The sequence below is a fragment of the Brevundimonas sp. genome (genome assembly GCF_046295075.1).
Lineage (GTDB): Bacteria > Pseudomonadota > Alphaproteobacteria > Caulobacterales > Caulobacteraceae > Brevundimonas.
Genome location: NZ_JBKBOC010000021.1, coordinates 16,916 through 32,721 on the forward strand (window position 1 = coordinate 16,916; position 15,806 = coordinate 32,721).

A 15,806-nucleotide genomic window follows, 5' to 3' on the forward strand; every position below is an offset into this window, starting at 1 on the left:
TTTTTTCTTGCCTGGACCTTTGGTCAGAACGTCTTGCGGACGCGCAGCGACACGAAGGTGCGAGGGTCGGCGGCGCTGTCTTCCACGAAGGCGACCGCGCGCGTCTGGCGGTCGGCGAAGACCGTACGGCGCTGGGTGAAGTCGTCCCACAGGTTCAGCTGGGCGCGGATCGACAGTGTCGGAGTGGGTTTGTACTCGGCGAACATCTCGAAGTAATCCGTTCCGCGCCACGCCGAGACCTGGTCCGGCGAATAGTTGGGCTGGTGCAGATAGGGCAGCCAGTTGACGCCCCACTGCAGCTTCCAGCTGGTGATGTCCTGCTCGATGCCGACGTTGGCCTGGGTTGCACGGACGCCCGAGATGGGGCGTTCCTCGCCGGTGGTCGGATCGGTGACGGCGGTCTTGTTCCAGTCGTTCTTGAAGGTGAAGCGCGCGCCGGACAGTCCGAACTTGTCGAGTGGAAGCGTCACGTTCAGCGACAGCTGATCCAGCGTGCCGTCGCCGATGTTACCCACCGCCGACAGGCCGTCCGCCAGAGGAATGCGATCGATGGCGTCGATGATCTGGTCGTGGCGATAGCCGATGGAGACGATCCCCTCGCCCCAGAAGCGACGTTCGTAGGTCAGTTCAGAGATCCAGCGTTGCTCCGGCTCCAGATCGACGTTGCCGCCATAGACGTTCTCCTCGTCCAGGTCGGCCGAGGCGGCGAAGTCGGAGAAGTCGAGCTGGCCCAGTTCGCGCTCGAAACGGAAACGCAGCTGGTTGTTCGGCATCGGCGTCCAGGTCGCCAGGAAGCGCGGCTTGGCGAAGAAGAAGCTCTTTTCCTGGTTCGCATCGCCCGACTGGCTGATGGTCGAGGCTTCCAGGCGCAGACCGGCTTCCAGCGTCAGGTCGGGATGCAGGCGCCAGGTTCCCTTGGAGAAGGCTTCGCCCCGCGTTTCCTCGACCTTGACCGAGGCGCTGGGCAGGGGAATGGCGACGCCGCCCTCGGTATAGGCCTGGTCGGTCTGACGCATATTGTAGGCGATCTCGCCGCCGGTCTCGATGGTCAGTTTGGGCGAACGCTCGTGACGAACCAGGGCACGCAGAATGGTTTCCGAGCTTTCGCCCTCATAGGCGAAGATCTGCTCAGGTGCATCCACGCCGTTGTTCAGGACGTTGTAAGTGGACACGCCGTCCCAGCTGCCGAACTCGTGCATCAGCCGGGTTTCAAGCTTGAAGCGTGCGTTCAGAGGCCGTTCCCAGGTCACGCCGAACTCGCCGCCGTCGCTGTCCTCGCTGTCGAGGCTTTCGCGGAAGGCGGTTGCGGACCGGCTGGTGTTGTAGCCCTGCCAGTCGTTGATCCCGTAGCGGGCGGTCAGGTCGATCTTGCCGCCCGCGAGCGGGCCGGCGTAGGTGCCGCGGATGGAGTTTCCGCCGCCGTAGCCGTCGGTATCGGTCAGTTCGTCGCGCAAGATATTGCCTGCGGCGTCGCGGCGGATCAGGCGGCCCGGTCCATTGGAATCGCTCATGCTGATGCCGTCTGACAGGGTGACGCCCCAGCTGCGGGCGCCGTTGCGGGCGGTGAACTGATAGCTGCCGCCATATAGGTCCTGACCGGCGCCCTCGAACTGGGTGGTGTTCCACGACAGGATCGACTGACGGCTGCTCTCCGTCTTCAGGATCACGTTCACCACGACCGAGAAGCCCTGCATGTCGATGCCGGGCGCGCCGCCCCGGATCAGCTCGATTCGCTCGACCTGGCTCGCCAGGGTGCGGCTCAGGACGCTGGAACCGGCGTCGTTCTTGGACGCCGGTCGGGCGTTGTTGATCAGGACATTGCCGACCGCGCCCTCAAACCCGCGCGCGCCCGAGCCGTCGTCGATGGAGAAGCCGGGCACGCGGTTGACCATGTCCAGCGCGGTGTTGGGGCGCTGGGTCGCGAAGAAGTCGGGGGTGAAGACCAGCACGCCACGCTGGCTGGCGTCGGCCAGCGGCGCCTCATTGGTGGGGCCGGTCGGGACGGGGGCCTCGGCGACTTGCGGTGCGTCCCCGACGGCGGCTGGGCTGGCGAAGGCTGCGCCGGCGGTGAAGAGCAGGGCGGTGCTGGCCAGCAGCAGGGTCTTGGTCATGGGGTTCCCCTCGGTTCGTTGGCGAGAGGTGTGCCGATCCGGCGTCTTCATCTCCAGTTACAAGGCGGAAAGGTGGATTAAATCGACGACATCATTACAGCGATTTCATTACACACAGGACAGTAATGCGGCTTACAGCGATGTAATGATTAACCGTTCATCTTCCCTGTTGTTGTCCCTGCTCGCCGCCGCCGCCCTGGCCGGCCCGGTCTCGGCCCAGGACGCGCCCTCCGACACGCCCTCCGATGCGGTCGAGGACATCGTCGTTACGGCGCGTCGGATCGAGGGGCCGATGTGGGAGGTGCGGCGCGGCGACAGCGTGCTGATCCTGGTCGGCTCGATCGACGGCCTGCCCCGCGACATGGAGTGGCGCACCGACGCCCTGATCTCGGCGGTCGAACGAGCGGACCGCGTGCTGTTCCCGGTGCAGGGTCAAGCGTCGCTGGCGGACGTGGGGCGGTTGCTGTGGCGCATGCGGACCCTGACGCGCCTGCCGGGCGACCGCACCAGCGCGGACTATCTGTCGCCCGAGCTTGAGGCACGGGTGGAGCAGGTGACGGGCGAGGGCCCCAGCCGCAAGAGCATGCTGATGTTGTCGGCGGATCTGATGGAACATGGCGGCTATGCGCGCCGGGCGCGGCCGGTGTCGGAGGTGGTGCGCCGTGCCGCGCGGACCAACCGCACCCCGGCCGAGCCGGTCGGCGTTTTTCGCGGCGACGAAATGGTGGACAAGATCCTGACCACGCCGCCCGAAGCCTATGTTGCCTGTATCACGGCGGCGGTGACGGCGGCTGAGGCGCATCCCGAAGAGGCCGCGCAGCGCGCCGAGGCCTGGCGTTTGCGCCGTGTGCCCGCCGTATTGGCCTCGTCGTTGGACCAGGCGACCAACGCCTGTTCCTATTGGGCGGTGATGGGGCAGGGTGAGACGCTGCGGGGCATCTGGAATACGGCGGTGGACGAGGCCTTGGCCGAGACCGGCGTCACGGTCGCCATCGCGCCCTTGCGGCTGCTGGCCGAGCTGGGCGGGGTTCTGGATCGTCTGGAGGCGGACGGGCTGGAACCGCTGGGTCCCGAGTGGCGTCCGTCCACCCCCTGACTTGGTTTTAGTTGGCCAATTTTAGTTGGCAGGAGCCGGCGCGCGTTCTGGCACGGCGTCGCGGGCGGCCTCGCCGATGTTGTCGGCAGCGTTGCCGACGCTTTCGGCCGCGCCGGCGATGGCGTTGGATTCGACCGCTTCGTTATTGTTCATGTTCATCAGGAAATAGCCGATCACCAGAACGGCCAAGAGGCCGATGATCAGGGCGACGATGGCGCCCATGCCGCTGCCGCGACGCTCGACGACGGTCGTGGGGGCGGCGGTGGTTTCGGTGATGCGTTCAACCCGGCCATCGGGATGTTGGACTTCGCGTTCGGTAGGCATGGATGTTCCCTCTCCAGTGTGGCGAGGAAACACCCTGTGTGGCGATACGGTTCCGCTGGCTCAGACCGCCGTGCCGCCGACGGTCAGTCCGCCGATCTTGAGCGAGGGCTGGCCGATGCCGACGGGCACGCCCTGGCCGGCCTTGCCGCAGACGCCGACGCCGGGATCGAAGGCGAAATCGTCGCCGACCATCTGGATCTTCGTCAGGGCCGTCGCGCCGTCGCCGATCAGGGTGGCGCCGCGAACGGGGGCGGTGATGACCCCGTCCTCGATCAGATAGGCCTCGTTGCACTGGAAGACGAACTTGCCGTTGGTGATGTCCACCTGGCCGCCGGAGAAGTTGGCGGCGTAGAGGCCGCGCTTGGTATTGGCGATCATGTCGGCCTTCGAATCCTTGCCGCCCTCCATGAAGGTGTTGGTCATGCGCGGCATGGGCATATGGGCGAAGGACTGGCGACGGCCGTTGCCGGTGGCGGCGACGCCCAGCTGACGCGCCGACAGCCGGTCGTGCATCAGCCCGACCATGATCCCGTCCTCGATCAGGACGGTGCGCGAGGTCGGCGTCCCTTCGTCATCGACGGACAGAGAGCCGCGACGCCCCGCGATGGAGCCGTCGTCCACGATCGTCACGCCGGGCGCGGCGACGCGCTGGCCCATCATGCCGTTGAAGACGGACGAACCCTTCCTGTGGAAGTCGCCCTCGAAGCCGTGGCCGATGGCCTCGTGCAGCAGGACACCGGGCCAGCCGGCGCCCAGGACCACGTCCATCTCGCCCGCCGGGCAGTCGATGGCGTCCAGGTTGACCAGGGCCTGGCGCAGGGCCTCGTCCACCTGGGCCTGCCAGCGTTCGGGCGCGACCCAGGCCTCGAAGCCGGCGCGGCCGCCGGCGCCGGCCGAGGCGCTTTCGCGCTTGCCGTTCTGTTCGACGGTGACGGAGACGTTCAGCCGGACCAGGGGGCGGACGTCGCGCACCACCCGTTCGTCGGCGCGCAGGATCTCGATGGCGCGGCGTTCGCCGACCAGGGAGGCCGAGACCTGGACTACGCGCGGGTCGCGGGCGCGGGCCCAAGCGTCGATCTCGGCCAGCAGGGCGATCTTGTCCGAGAAGGCCGGCGAGGCCAGGGGATCGACCGCGTCATAAAGCTGCTGATTGGTGGCGCGCGGCCCTTCGGCGACGCGAGCGGCGTGGCCTTGCTTGGCCAGGGCGGCGCTGTCGGCGGCGCGGCGCAGGGCGGCGGCCGAAATCTCATTGGCGTGGGCGTATCCTGCGGTCTCGCCCGCCACGACCCGCAGGCCGAAGCCCTCGGTGGCATCGTAGGCGGCGGACTTCAGCCGGCCGTCGTCGAACACCAGGCTCTCGCTCTCGGACCGTTCCAGGAACAGCTCGCCGTCGTCGGCGCCGGCCAGGGCCGTCTTCAGGATCGACAGGGCTTCGTCGGTATCGACGCCGGCGGCGTCGAGGATGGGCGGCGGGGAGGCGTGAACGGTCATGGCCTGTAGGTAGGGGCTGCAGGCCGTTTCGTCACCTGCCGAGGCGCGCGATCTTTCGGATCAGTCCAGCGGCTGGGGTCGGGTCACGACCGGGGCGTCGGGATCGCTGGCGCCGGGACGCGCGGCGGTCGGGGGCGGCGTGGACGGCACGACCACCAGCGGCTCGGTCTGGACCGTCGGTGCGGGCGTCGCTGCGGGCTGGGCCGCAGTCGGCGCGGGTTGGCGCGGCGTAGCGGTCGCAGGGCGAGGCTGAGCGTTCGTCGTGGTCGACGGCGTCGTCGTCGGTGTGGTGCGGGCGGCTTGGGTTGGAGCGGTCTGAGCCTGGACGGGGGCCGGGGCGGGCGCAGGTGTCGCTGGCGTCGGCGTTTCAGCCTGAACGACGGGGGCCGCCCCGGTCGGGACCGTGTCGGCCGGCGGCGTGGTCAGCGGCGCCTCGGGAACCACGGCAGCGGTCGTCGCCGGGGCGGGCGTGGAGGCCGGACGCGTTGCGAACCAGACGCCGCCGCCGATGACCAGCAGCGCGGCGACGCCCGCGCCGACATAGAGCGGCAGGCGCGAGGGCTTGGTCGGCGCGCGGGCGAAGCTGGGCGTGGTAGGGGGCGCCGGCGTTGCGGCGACCGGGGCCGGCGTCTCGACGGCAGGTTTGGAGGCGACAGGCGGCGTGGCGACAGCTTTGGCCGCGACCGGCGCGGCTTCCGCCGGCTTCGGCATGGGAGCAGGCGCGGCCTGCGGCGTCGGCAGCGGACGCACGGTCAAGTCCGCAGCGGCCGATTGCTGGGGCTGGGACTGGGGAAGGGGCTGAGGCGCGGGCTGTGGCGTCGCGGTCTGAGCCGGACGGGCGGTGGGGATCAGCGATCCGCCCAGGATGCTTCCGGTTTGCGGACGCGGCGGCCGGGGCTGCGCGGGCGCCCGGCTGGGGGCCGTCGCCTGACCCTTGGCGGGCGCCACGCCGGAGGCCAGGCTCTGGGTCTGGATCGAGGCTTGCTGCTGTTGCGGCGAGGGCTTGCGCGGCGGCGGATTGGGGATGCGGTCCAGCGGATTGGGCGCGACCGGCACCGGCCCGACGTGGAAGGTCGTCGCGGGCATGCGTCCCCACGTCACCTGCTTGCGGGCGAAGGGCTCGGGCGGGGTCTTCTGGTCGTCGGACATTCTATTCCATTCGCTGGCGATCTGGCCCGTTTCGTGACGGATCAGTTCTTGAGCCGATAGCCGGTCTTGAACATCCACATGACGATGCCAAGGCAGACGGCGAAGAAGCCCAGGGTGGCCGCCACGCTGATCCCTATCGCGACATCGCCCTGACCATAGAAGGCCCAGCGGAAGCCCGAGATCAGATAGACCACCGGATTGAACAGGGTCACCGTGCGCCAGCCGTCGGGCAGCATGTCGATGGAATAGAAGGCGCCGCCCAGGAAGGTCAGGGGAGTGACCACCAGCATCGGGATCATCTGAAGCTGCTCGAACCCGTTGGCCCAGACCCCGATGATGAAGCCGAACAGGCTGAAGGTCCCCGAGATCAGGATCAGGAAGGCCATCATCCAGAACGGATGCAGGATCTGCAGCGGCACGAAGAAGGCCGCCGTCGCCAGGATGATCAGGCCCAGCACCGCCGACTTGGTCGCCGCCGCCCCCACATAGGCCAGCACGATCTCAAGCGACGACACCGGCGCCGACAGGATCTCGTAGATCGTCCCCGTGAACTTGGGGAAGTAGATGCCGAAGCTGGCGTTGAAGATCGACTGGGTGAACAGGCTGAGCATGATCAGGCCGGGCACGATGAAGGCGCCGTAGGGCACGCCGTCCACCTCCTGCATTCGACTGCCGATGGCGCCGCCGAAGACGACGAAATAGAGGGCCGTGGTGATGACCGGCGTGACGATGCTCTGCCAGACGGTGCGCAGGGCGCGCGCCATCTCGAAGCGATAGATCGCCCAGACGCCATATCCGTTGAAGGTCATGCCGCGGCTCCGTTCTGGTGGACCAGGCTGACGAAGATGTCTTCCAGCGAGCTCTGGCGGGTGTTCAGGTCCTTGAAGCCGATGTTCAGCGCCTCAAGCCGGCGGATCAGCGACGGCACGCCCGTGTCGTCGGCGTTGGCGTCGAAACTGTATTCCAGCTCGCCTCCGTCGTTCTTCAGCGTCAGGTCCCAGTCGGACAGGTCGGCGGGCAGGGCGGTCAGCGGATCGATCAGGTTCAGGGTGAGGGTCTTCTTGCCCAGCTTTTTCATCAGGGCCGACTTCTCCTCGACCAGGATCAGTTCGCCCTTCAGGATCACGCCCACCCGGTCTGCCATCTCCTCGGCCTCCTCGATATAGTGGGTGGTCAGGATGATGGTGACGCCGCGTTCGCGCAGCTTCCTGACCATCGCCCACATGTCGCGACGCAGCTCGACGTCGACCCCGGCCGTGGGTTCATCGAGGAACAGGATGTCCGGTTCGTGGCTCAGGGCCTTGGCGATCATCACACGGCGCTTCATCCCGCCCGACAGGGTCATGATCTTTTCGTTGCGCTTGTCCCACAGCGACAGGTCCTTGAGCACGCTTTCGATGAAGGCGGGGTTCGGCGCCTTGCCGAACAGGCCCCGGCTGAAGGTGACGGTGGCCAGCACCGTCTCGAAGGCGTCGGTGGTCAGCTCCTGCGGCACCAGGCCGATCTTGGTGCGGGCGGCGCGGAAGTCCTTTTGGATGTCATGACCGTCGGCGATCACCGTCCCCGTCGTGGGCGTGACGATGCCGCAGACGATGGAGATCAGGGTGGTCTTGCCGGCGCCGTTCGGACCCAGCAGGGCGAATATCTCGCCCTTTTCGATGGTCAGGTCGATGCGCTTCAGCGCCTGAAGACCCGACTTGTAGGTCTTGGTCAGGCCGTCGATCTCGATTACGGGCATGGGCGTTCCTTTCCGGCGGCGCGGCGGCGCCGGCCGGGGTGTGGCGGCAATATGGCGTGCCCCACGCGTGACTCAAGGGGGGCGCTGCGCTCAACGGCGCCAAGTCGTTGTTAACCGGATTGCCCGCACAGTGAGCGGCCTTCCCTTCGTTGGCGGGAGCTTTCGTGTCGTCCCTGTCCGCCGCCCACCGCGCCGCCCTGACGGCGGTCGTCGAGGCTTGTCCCGACAAGTCGCTGGCGACGCTGGGTGCGGCCGTCGCGGCCTTGCGTGGGGACAAGGCGGACGAACTGGCGATGATCGTCAGGGACGAGGCTCGCGATCGCGCCCGTCGCGCCACGGCTTTCGGTCCCCTGCTGCCCCTGTTTCATCCGCGCGAGGACGGGGCGCCGGCCCTGATCTTTCCAAGGATGATCCTGGGCCGTGTGTGGCGACAGGCGATCCAGGGCGAAGAGGCCTTTTTGCCGCTGCTGGACGGCGCCGTCACGGTCGATGGCGAATGGACCCTGGCCGCCGACCGGCTGTGCGCCAAGGCGGCGGCGGTGCTGCGCGACCGCCCGCGCGAGGTCTGGCCCGAGTTTCAGCGTCCGGCGGAGGGCGAGCCGCCATCGACGCCGGCTGAGCTGGCCGGCTGTTTCGACCTGACGCCGCTGGCGCGGTCCGCCTTGCCGCGGTTGCCGGTGTGGCTGGAGCGGCCCGACGACAATCAGTTGGCGGGGCTGAGGCTTCTGATCCAGGACTGTCTGGAGCTGTCGCCCGACGGCGGGCGTCGGATGATCGACATCCTGTTCGCCCATGTGGCGGACGCCGAGCGGATGTTGCGGGTGGTGACGCGCACCAGCCGCTTAGCCGACCGCGAAGTCACGCTCAGCCATTCCGATATGGGCGTCTTCGTCGAACGGTTGCTGACCTCGGTGCAGGCGCGGGTGCAGAAGATCGCCGCCGTAAGGCCGTCGATGGGCGAGGCGGCCATGCTGGGCGTCGTGGACGACGTGACCTGGTGCGCGGGCGTATTGTCCGAAATGGACATGAGCCTTCAGGTTCGCCCCGATTCCAGCTGGGGCAAGACGGCGCGGATGGCGCGCGTCCAGGTCTCGGGTCAGTTGTCGGGATTGATGAAGTCCACCTCGGCCGCCGTCCATGCGGCCCTGCCGATGAAGCGACGAACGATCACCGGCCGCATGACCCGGATGTCGCCGTGGCTGGAAGCGCCGAGCGACGGCGAACCCATCGAGGCGGCGGCGGCTCTGCTGGGAGCGGTCGCGGCCCTGCGCGGGGCGGCCGTCACCTTCGGCTGCGAGGCCGACCGGTCGGCGTTGAAGATCGAACTGACGGACTATCTGTCCACCTGGGCCAACGAGGCGCTGGACAGCGTGGCGGACGGGGAGGCGGAGAACGCCGATCACGTGCTGCGTCTGGTCGGGGTGACGGCGCGGTTCCTGACGCTGATCGAGGCGCTGGAGGCGGCGCGCGCCGTGCGACGGCGCGCGGCCTCGGCGGAAATGGCGCGCCTGGGCTGAAACGACGCCTCGCCCGGCGTTCGCGGATGGGTTAGACGGCGAGAATGATCGCCTTCTGGATGATGACGGGACTGGCGGCGGCCCTGGCCGCCCTGCTGGTGTTGACCGGCGCACGGCGCGGCGCCGATCCGGCCGCAGGGGCCGAGACCCAGGCCGGCTCGCGCGAGATCGAGGAACTGGATCGGCTGAAGGCGCGCGGGCTGCTGGACGACGCGGCCTATGCGGGCGCACGGGCCGAGGCAGGGCGGCGGCTTTTGGCCATGACGACGACCGCGACCCCCGTGGCGGGGCCTAAGGATCGGTTCTGGGTGCTGGGGGGGATCGCCGTGACGGTCGCGGGCGCGCTGGGCCTCTATGTCTTCACCGGATCGCCCGGCCTGCCGGATCAGGCCTATGAGCGGCGCGTCGACGACTGGGCGGCGAACCTGGAGGGGCTGGAGCCGGCGCAGCTCGCCGCCGTGACGGCGCGGGTCGTGCGTGACCGGCCTCAGGACCGGCAGGCGCTGGCCATGCTGGGCGCGGCGCGTTATGCGGCCGGCGATCCCCTGGGCGCGGCTTCGGCCTTCCGTCGGTTGATCGCCCTCGACCCCAAGGACGCCCAGGCCTGGGCGCGGCTGGGCGAAAGCCTGGTGGTGGCCAATGACGACCAGATCGGCGGCGACGCCGAGGCCGCCTTCCGCGAGGCGTTGAAGCTGGACCCGGATCAGCTGGGCGCGCGCTTCTTCCTGGGCGAGGCGGCCCTGCGGCGGGGCGACGGCGTATCGGCGCGCACCCTGTGGACGCCCCTGATCGCCGCGCTCGATCCGGCCGATCCGCGTCGTCTGGACCTGGAGCGGCGACTGCCGAAGGACGGCGCGCAATGACGCGTTGGTCGCGCGCCGCGACGGCGGTATATGCCGCCGATCCGCCCTCCGAACCCGGAACGTCCGTCGCATGAGCTGGCTGCCCAAATCGCCGAAGGCGCGTCGTCGCCTGTGGGTCGTCGCCGCCGTGGCGCCGATCCTGGCGCTGGCGGTCGGCCTGTCGCTGTGGGCCATGCAGGACAGCGTGACCTTCTTCTATTCCCCATCCGAGGCCACGGCCGACAAGGCGCCGGAGGGCCGCAACATCCGCCTGGGCGGTCTGGTCGAGGCCGGCAGCGTGCAGAAATCCGGCGACGGTGTCGTGGCGTTCGTCGTCACCGACAACGCCGCGACGACCCGCGTCGTTTTTCACGGCGACCTGCCCGACCTGTTCCGCGAAGGGCAGGGGATCGTCGCGCAGGGCGCGTTCGCCGCCGACCGCACCTTCCACGCCAGCCAGGTCCTCGCCAAGCACGACGAGAACTATATGCCGCGCGAGGTCTCCGAGCGGTTGAAGGAAAAGGGCGAGTGGCGGCCTGAGGCGGCGCCGACGACGACCGCCGCCAGCAAGACCGTTCCCCTATGATCGCTGAGCTTGGGGCCTTCGCCCTGGCGCTGGCTCTGGCGCTGTCGATCCTGCAGACGGGCCTGTCGGCGGCCGGGCGCGCGCGACGCAGCCCGGTTCTGGCGGGCGCGGCCCAAGGCGCGGCGCTGGCGGCGGCGGGCGCGATCGCCCTCAGTTTCGCGGCGCTGATCTACGCCTTCGTCGTGTCCGACTTCTCGGTCTCCAACGTCGCGGCCAACAGCCACACCGACAAGCCGATGCTGTACAAGGTCGCCGGCGCCTGGGGCAGCCACGAGGGCTCGCTGCTGCTGTGGTGCCTGGTCCTGACCGTCTTCGGCGGAGCCTTGGCGCGCGCGCGCGGGCTGCCGTTCGGGCTGAAGGCCTCGGCCGTGGCGACGCAGGGCGCGCTGGGGTCGCTGTTCCTGGCCTTCGCCGTCTTCACCTCCAGCCCCTTCACTCGACTGGACCCGGCGCCTTTCCAGGGTGCGTCGCTGAACCCGCTGCTTCAGGACCCGGCTCTGGCCGTGCATCCGCCGCTGCTCTACGCCGGCTATGTCGGTTTCTCAGTTTGCTTCTCGCTTGCGGTCGCCGCCCTGATCGAGGGCCGGGCTCAGACCGCCTTCTGGCCCGCCTGGGGCCGGTGGGTCCGGCCCTGGGCGCTGGCCAGCTGGGCCTTTCTGACCGTCGGCATCACCCTGGGGTCGTTCTGGGCCTATTATGAACTGGGCTGGGGCGGCTGGTGGTTCTGGGATCCGGTCGAGAATGCGTCATTCATGCCCTGGCTGGCGGGGGCGGCCCTGTTGCACAGCGCCGTCGTGACCGAACGGCGTGGCGCTTTGGCGGGCTGGACGGTGTTTCTGGCCCTTTTGGCCTTCACCTTCTCCATGCTGGGCGCCTTCCTGGTGCGGTCGGGCGTGCTGACCAGCGTCCACGCCTTCGCGGTAGACCCTCAGCGCGGCCTGATGCTGCTGGCGATTCTGGGCGTGACCGCCGGCGCCGCCTTCGCCCTGTTCGCCTGGCGCGCGCCGCAGCTGAAGGGCGGCGGAATGTTTGCGCCCGTCAGCCGCGAGGGAGCCCTGGTGCTGAACAACCTGTTCCTGACGGCGGCGGCGGCCACCGTGCTGCTGGGCACCCTGTATCCGCTGATCCTGGAGGCCGCGTCCGGCGCGACCATCTCGGTCGGCCCGCCCTATTTCGCCGCCACCTTCACGCCGCTGATGATGGTCGCCTTCATCATCTTGCCGGCCGGGCCGCTGCTGGCGTGGAAGCGCGGCGACCTGCCCGGCGCGATGCAGCGTCTGGCCGTCGCGGCAGGTCTGGCCATTGTCTCGGCGCTTGCGGCCTATGCCCTGTGGGAACCGAAGAAGGCGCTGGCCGCCGCCGGGATCGGCCTGGGCGCCTGGTTGATCCTGGGATCGCTGGCCGAGGTGGCCGAACGCGCGCGGCTGTTCAGGGCGTCGGCGGCCGAGACCCTGCGTCGGCTCAAAGGCCTGCCGCTGGGCGCCTGGGGCATGACCTTGGCGCACCTGGGGCTGGGCGTCTTCATCCTGGGGGCGGTGGTCGAGACCGGCTTCAAGGCCGAGACGGCGCGCGCCCTGTCGCTGGGCCAGAGCGTCTCCGCCGGACCCTGGACCGTCACCCTGGACGAAGTCCGCGTGGTCGAGGGGCCGAACTATCTGGCCGAACAGGGCCGGCTGACGGTACGGCCGACCGATGACCGGGGCCGGGCCAGCACCGTCACGGCCGAGCGCCGCTTCTTCCCCGCCGGCGGTCAGACCACGACCGAGGTCGGGCTGGATTTCCGGGGGTTGGACGACGTCTATGTCGTGATCGGCGAACGGGCGGGCAGTCCGCAGCAGCCGGCCTGGGTCGTGCGCCTGTACTGGAACCCCTGGGCGCGACTGATCTTCCTGGGGCCGATGATCATGGCCCTGGGCGGCGTCCTGTCCCTGATGGATCGGCGGCTGCGGGTCGGCGTCGGTCCGCGACGGCGCAAGACGGCATGAGGCGTCTGTGGACGCTTCTCGCCGCGCCGGTCCTGGCGCTGATGCTGACGGCGGCCGAGCCGCCCGCCGCGCCCGACCGGCCCTTGCCCGATACGGCCCAGGAAGCCCGCGCCCAGGCCCTGTTCAAGGATGTCCGCTGCGTCGTCTGTCAGCATGAGGCCATCGCGGACAGCCCGGCGGGCGTGGCGGGCGACATGCGCCGGCTGATCCGCGAGGAAATCGCGGCCGGCGCCTCGGACCAGGCGGTGCGCGACGACCTGGTGCGGCGCTTCGGCGACTATGTGCTGTTCACCCCGCCGGTGCGGGCGGGGACTTGGCTGCTGTGGTTCGGGCCGTTCGCCCTGGTGCTGCTGGCGATCCTCGTCCTGGTGCTGCGCGCGCGCCGCCGGCCGGTGGAGGCCGTGCCCCTGACGGCCGAAGAAGAAGATCGGCTGGACGAAGTTCTGCGAAATGAGAAGCTTCGCCGCGATCCTGACGCAACCTCGCCTCACGACGGGCGCTAGTCGAGATCAACGATCGGCGGCTGGGATTGGCGTAAGCGCCGTCCGGCCTATATCAATCGCGAAACCGGCGCCCGCATGGCGCTGGACAGAGGATCGCAAGGACCACGATGCTGAAGCGCAAGGAGTTCATTCTCGGGGCCGCGGCCGGCCTGACCCTGGCGGCGGCGGCGACCGCCGGCGGCGTCATCAACTGGCCCGGCGCGCATGCGGAGCCGCAGGCGGTCAACCGGATCACGCCGGTCCCTGCCAACGGCGACAGCTTCACCCCCCCGCCGGGCGCGCCCAGCAGTTTCGCGACCATCTTCGATCAGGTTTCGCCGGCCGTCGTGCAGATCGACGTGACGGTCAAGGTCGATCAGCCCCAGGGCGGCGCCTTCACCATTCCCGGCCTGCCGTTCCAGTTCGTGCCGCCGCAGGGCCGTGGCGGTCAGGGTGGTGACGATCCAGAATCGCGCACAACCCAAGGTAAAGGTTCTGGGTTCTTCATTTCCCAGGACGGCTTCATCGTCACCAACAACCACGTCGTCGCCGACGCGACCGAGATCAAGGTCAAGATGTCGGACGGCCGTGAACTGCCGGCCCGTCTGATCGGCCGTGATCCCGGCACCGACCTTGCCGTGATCAAGGTCGAGGGCAATGACTTCAAATACGTCAGCTTCGAAGAGACGGCCGAGCCCCGCGTCGGGGACTGGGTTATCGCCATCGGCAACCCCTTCGGCCTGGGCGGCACCGCCACGGCCGGCATCGTCTCGGCCAAGGCGCGCGACATCGATCCGTCGGGCTACAACGACTACATCCAGATCGACGCCGCAATCAATAGCGGCAACTCGGGCGGTCCGACCTTCGATATTCACGGTCGCGTTATCGGCGTGAACTCGGCCATCTATTCGCCCACCGGCGGATCGGTCGGCATCGGGTTCGCCATCCCGGCGGATACGGCCAAGACGATCACCGAACGCCTGATGCGCGGTCAGTCGATCGAGCGCGGCTATGTCGGTCTGGGCCTGCGCACCCTCAGCCCCGACGGGTGGGAAGCCCTGGGTCAGCCCAAGGACTTCAAGGGCGCATTGGTCGAGAGCGTGACCGATGGCGGTCCTGCTGCGCGTGCAGGCGTTCAGGTTGGCGACCTGCTGGTCGGCGTCAACGGCGAGGCCGTAGCGAACAGCCAGGAAGCCACGCGCCGGGTCGGGTCGGCCAAGCCGGGCGATACCATTCGCCTGGAAGTGATCCGCGACGGCCGCCGTCAGACGCTCAACGTCCGTTCGGGTACGCGTCCGTCGGAAGAAGAGTTGAACGCGGGTGAAGAGGGAGGCGGTTCTGCGGCTCCGGGTCAGGCTCAGCCGGGCCAGGGCGAAACCATCGAAGGCCTTGGCGTGACGGCCATTACGCCCGCCGCCCGGTCGCGTTTCAGCATTCCCGAAAGCGTGACCGGCGTGGTCATCACCAATGTGGAGCAGGATTCGGCTGCGGCGCGTCTCGGCTTCCAGCCGGGCTTCGTCATCACCCGCGCGAATGACCGCAACATCACCTCCGCGGCCGATCTGCGCGCGGCGGTAGCGGCGGCCAAACAGGCGGGTCGACCCAGCATCCTGCTGTTCGTCCGCACGCCCCAGGGCACCAGCCCGGTCCCGCTGCGCTTCGCTACCAGCGAATGATCGGCATTCTGACCAAGCCTTAACTCACCCTATCGCCGCCGATGCGCTACCATCGGCGGCGATTTTGATTCCGGGAGGGGTTTCGATGCGGATTTTGGTGGTCGAGGATGACGCCGAGGCGGCGACCGCCATGGTGCGGGGTCTGTCCGAAGCCGGACATGAGGTGACCCACGCCGTGGACGGCGCCTTCGGGCTATTGGAGTCGCAAAAGGGCGGCTACGACGTCTATGTGGTGGACCGGATGATGCCGCGCCTGGACGGCGTCGGCATGGTCGAGACGGTGCGCAAGGGCGGTGATCAGACCCCGGTCCTGTTCCTGTCGGCCCTGGGCGAGGTCGAAGATCGCGTCACGGGCCTGAAGGCCGGCGCCGACGACTATCTGGTCAAGCCCTACGCCTTCGCCGAACTGATCGCGCGGGTCGAGGCCCTGGCCCGCCGCCGCGAAACTGGCGGCGTCCAGACCGTGCTCAAGGTCGGCGACCTAGAAATGAACCTGATCGCCCGCACCGTGCATCGCGGCGCGGCAGAGATCGATTTGCAGCCGCGCGAGTTCCAGCTGCTGGAGTTCCTGATGCGCCACGCCGGCCAGTCGGTGACGCGCACCATGCTGCTGGAGAAGGTCTGGGAATACCATTTCGACCCCCAGACCAACGTCATCGACGTCCACATCAGCCGCCTGCGCTCCAAGATCGACAAGGGCTTCGACCGCGCGATGCTGCAGACCGTGCGCGGGGCGGGATATCGGTTGGAGGCGTAGGGCGCAGGAAGTTCTCCCTCCCCTTTATGGGGAGGGACGATCGCGCAGCGAT

At 68.7% G+C, this 15,806-nt stretch carries 14 protein-coding genes; 8 read left to right on the forward strand and 6 right to left on the reverse strand.

The window, feature by feature from the left end:
• Positions 1 to 23: 23 nt before the first annotated feature.
• The gene (locus tag ACK4MH_RS14065; RefSeq protein WP_409719441.1) at positions 24 to 2,111 is read right to left on the reverse strand and encodes a TonB-dependent receptor plug domain-containing protein; all 2,088 of its coding nucleotides are present in this window, start codon (positions 2,109 to 2,111) and stop codon (positions 24 to 26) included.
• Between the two features lie 145 nt (positions 2,112 to 2,256).
• Here ACK4MH_RS14065 and ACK4MH_RS14070 point away from each other — a divergent pair, with 145 nt between their 5' ends.
• On the forward strand, positions 2,257 to 3,207 hold the full coding sequence (locus ACK4MH_RS14070; RefSeq protein WP_409719443.1) for a TraB/GumN family protein: 951 nt from the start codon (positions 2,257 to 2,259) through the stop codon (positions 3,205 to 3,207).
• Between the two features lie 21 nt (positions 3,208 to 3,228).
• Here ACK4MH_RS14070 and ACK4MH_RS14075 read toward each other — a convergent pair whose 3' ends face one another.
• The 5 genes from ACK4MH_RS14075 to ACK4MH_RS14095 are packed head-to-tail and all read right to left on the reverse strand — an operon-like array spanning position 3,229 to position 7,909.
• Positions 3,229 to 3,531, reverse strand: a complete 303-nt coding sequence (locus ACK4MH_RS14075) for a hypothetical protein (RefSeq protein ID WP_135193704.1) — start codon at positions 3,529 to 3,531, stop codon at positions 3,229 to 3,231.
• A 60-nt stretch (positions 3,532 to 3,591) separates the two neighbouring features.
• Positions 3,592 to 5,022 (reverse strand): metalloprotease TldD, encoded by a 1,431-nt coding sequence (gene tldD / locus ACK4MH_RS14080; RefSeq protein WP_409719445.1) that lies wholly within the window; start codon positions 5,020 to 5,022, stop codon positions 3,592 to 3,594.
• Positions 5,023 to 5,082: 60 nt separating this feature from the next.
• Positions 5,083 to 6,171 carry a hypothetical protein gene (locus ACK4MH_RS14085; protein WP_409719447.1) on the reverse strand — a complete coding sequence of 363 codons (1,089 nt, stop codon included), beginning with the start codon at positions 6,169 to 6,171 and terminating at the stop codon, positions 5,083 to 5,085.
• 41 nt (positions 6,172 to 6,212) lie between these two features.
• The gene (locus ACK4MH_RS14090) at positions 6,213 to 6,980 is read right to left on the reverse strand and encodes an ABC transporter permease (RefSeq protein WP_409719449.1); all 768 of its coding nucleotides are present in this window, start codon (positions 6,978 to 6,980) and stop codon (positions 6,213 to 6,215) included.
• Positions 6,977 to 7,909 carry an ABC transporter ATP-binding protein gene (locus ACK4MH_RS14095; protein WP_409719451.1) on the reverse strand — a complete coding sequence of 311 codons (933 nt, stop codon included), beginning with the start codon at positions 7,907 to 7,909 and terminating at the stop codon, positions 6,977 to 6,979. Before ACK4MH_RS14095 ends, ACK4MH_RS14090 begins: the two co-directional genes overlap by 4 nt.
• 164 nt (positions 7,910 to 8,073) lie before the next feature.
• Between ACK4MH_RS14095 and ACK4MH_RS14100 the strand changes: the two genes are divergently transcribed.
• The 7 genes from ACK4MH_RS14100 to ACK4MH_RS14130 all read left to right on the forward strand — a co-directional run bounded on the left by ACK4MH_RS14100 (position 8,074) and on the right by ACK4MH_RS14130 (position 15,754).
• Positions 8,074 to 9,426 (forward strand): hypothetical protein, encoded by a 1,353-nt coding sequence (locus tag ACK4MH_RS14100; RefSeq protein WP_409719453.1) that lies wholly within the window; start codon positions 8,074 to 8,076, stop codon positions 9,424 to 9,426.
• 44 nt (positions 9,427 to 9,470) lie between these two features.
• Positions 9,471 to 10,289 carry a c-type cytochrome biogenesis protein CcmI gene (gene ccmI, locus ACK4MH_RS14105; protein ID WP_409719455.1) on the forward strand — a complete coding sequence of 273 codons (819 nt, stop codon included), beginning with the start codon at positions 9,471 to 9,473 and terminating at the stop codon, positions 10,287 to 10,289.
• Positions 10,290 to 10,359: 70 nt separating this feature from the next.
• Positions 10,360 to 10,854, forward strand: coding sequence for a cytochrome c maturation protein CcmE (ccmE, locus tag ACK4MH_RS14110; RefSeq protein WP_409719457.1), 495 nt, complete (start codon positions 10,360 to 10,362; stop codon positions 10,852 to 10,854).
• A complete protein-coding gene (locus ACK4MH_RS14115; RefSeq protein ID WP_409719459.1) occupies positions 10,851 to 12,839 on the forward strand; it encodes a heme lyase CcmF/NrfE family subunit in 1,989 nt (662 codons plus the stop codon). The genes ccmE and ACK4MH_RS14115 overlap by 4 nt, the downstream gene beginning before the upstream one ends.
• Positions 12,836 to 13,342, forward strand: coding sequence for a cytochrome c-type biogenesis protein (locus ACK4MH_RS14120; RefSeq protein ID WP_409719461.1), 507 nt, complete (start codon positions 12,836 to 12,838; stop codon positions 13,340 to 13,342). Before ACK4MH_RS14115 ends, ACK4MH_RS14120 begins: the two co-directional genes overlap by 4 nt.
• Positions 13,343 to 13,449: 107 nt before the next feature.
• Positions 13,450 to 14,997 carry a Do family serine endopeptidase gene (locus ACK4MH_RS14125; RefSeq protein WP_409719463.1) on the forward strand — a complete coding sequence of 516 codons (1,548 nt, stop codon included), beginning with the start codon at positions 13,450 to 13,452 and terminating at the stop codon, positions 14,995 to 14,997.
• 85 nt (positions 14,998 to 15,082) lie between these two features.
• Positions 15,083 to 15,754: a response regulator transcription factor gene (locus tag ACK4MH_RS14130; protein ID WP_066623947.1), complete on the forward strand. Its 672-nt coding sequence runs from the start codon at positions 15,083 to 15,085 to the stop codon at positions 15,752 to 15,754.
• Positions 15,755 to 15,806: the final 52 nt, after the last annotated feature.

Coding starts and splice junctions, on each gene's coding strand:
- ACK4MH_RS14095 (WP_409719451.1), bottom strand. CDS start 7,909: ATGCCCGTAATCGAGATCGACGGCCTGACCAAGACCTACAAGTCGGGT.
- ACK4MH_RS14065 (WP_409719441.1), bottom strand. CDS start 2,111: ATGACCAAGACCCTGCTGCTGGCCAGCACCGCCCTGCTCTTCACCGCC.
- ACK4MH_RS14125 (WP_409719463.1), top strand. CDS start 13,450: ATGCTGAAGCGCAAGGAGTTCATTCTCGGGGCCGCGGCCGGCCTGACC.
- ACK4MH_RS14115 (WP_409719459.1), top strand. CDS start 10,851: ATGATCGCTGAGCTTGGGGCCTTCGCCCTGGCGCTGGCTCTGGCGCTG.
- ACK4MH_RS14075 (WP_135193704.1), bottom strand. CDS start 3,531: ATGCCTACCGAACGCGAAGTCCAACATCCCGATGGCCGGGTTGAACGC.
- ccmE (WP_409719457.1), top strand. CDS start 10,360: ATGAGCTGGCTGCCCAAATCGCCGAAGGCGCGTCGTCGCCTGTGGGTC.
- ACK4MH_RS14085 (WP_409719447.1), bottom strand. CDS start 6,171: ATGTCCGACGACCAGAAGACCCCGCCCGAGCCCTTCGCCCGCAAGCAG.
- ACK4MH_RS14090 (WP_409719449.1), bottom strand. CDS start 6,980: ATGACCTTCAACGGATATGGCGTCTGGGCGATCTATCGCTTCGAGATG.
- tldD (WP_409719445.1), bottom strand. CDS start 5,022: ATGACCGTTCACGCCTCCCCGCCGCCCATCCTCGACGCCGCCGGCGTC.
- ACK4MH_RS14070 (WP_409719443.1), top strand. CDS start 2,257: ATGATTAACCGTTCATCTTCCCTGTTGTTGTCCCTGCTCGCCGCCGCC.
- ACK4MH_RS14130 (WP_066623947.1), top strand. CDS start 15,083: ATGCGGATTTTGGTGGTCGAGGATGACGCCGAGGCGGCGACCGCCATG.
- ACK4MH_RS14120 (WP_409719461.1), top strand. CDS start 12,836: ATGAGGCGTCTGTGGACGCTTCTCGCCGCGCCGGTCCTGGCGCTGATG.
- ccmI (WP_409719455.1), top strand. CDS start 9,471: ATGATCGCCTTCTGGATGATGACGGGACTGGCGGCGGCCCTGGCCGCC.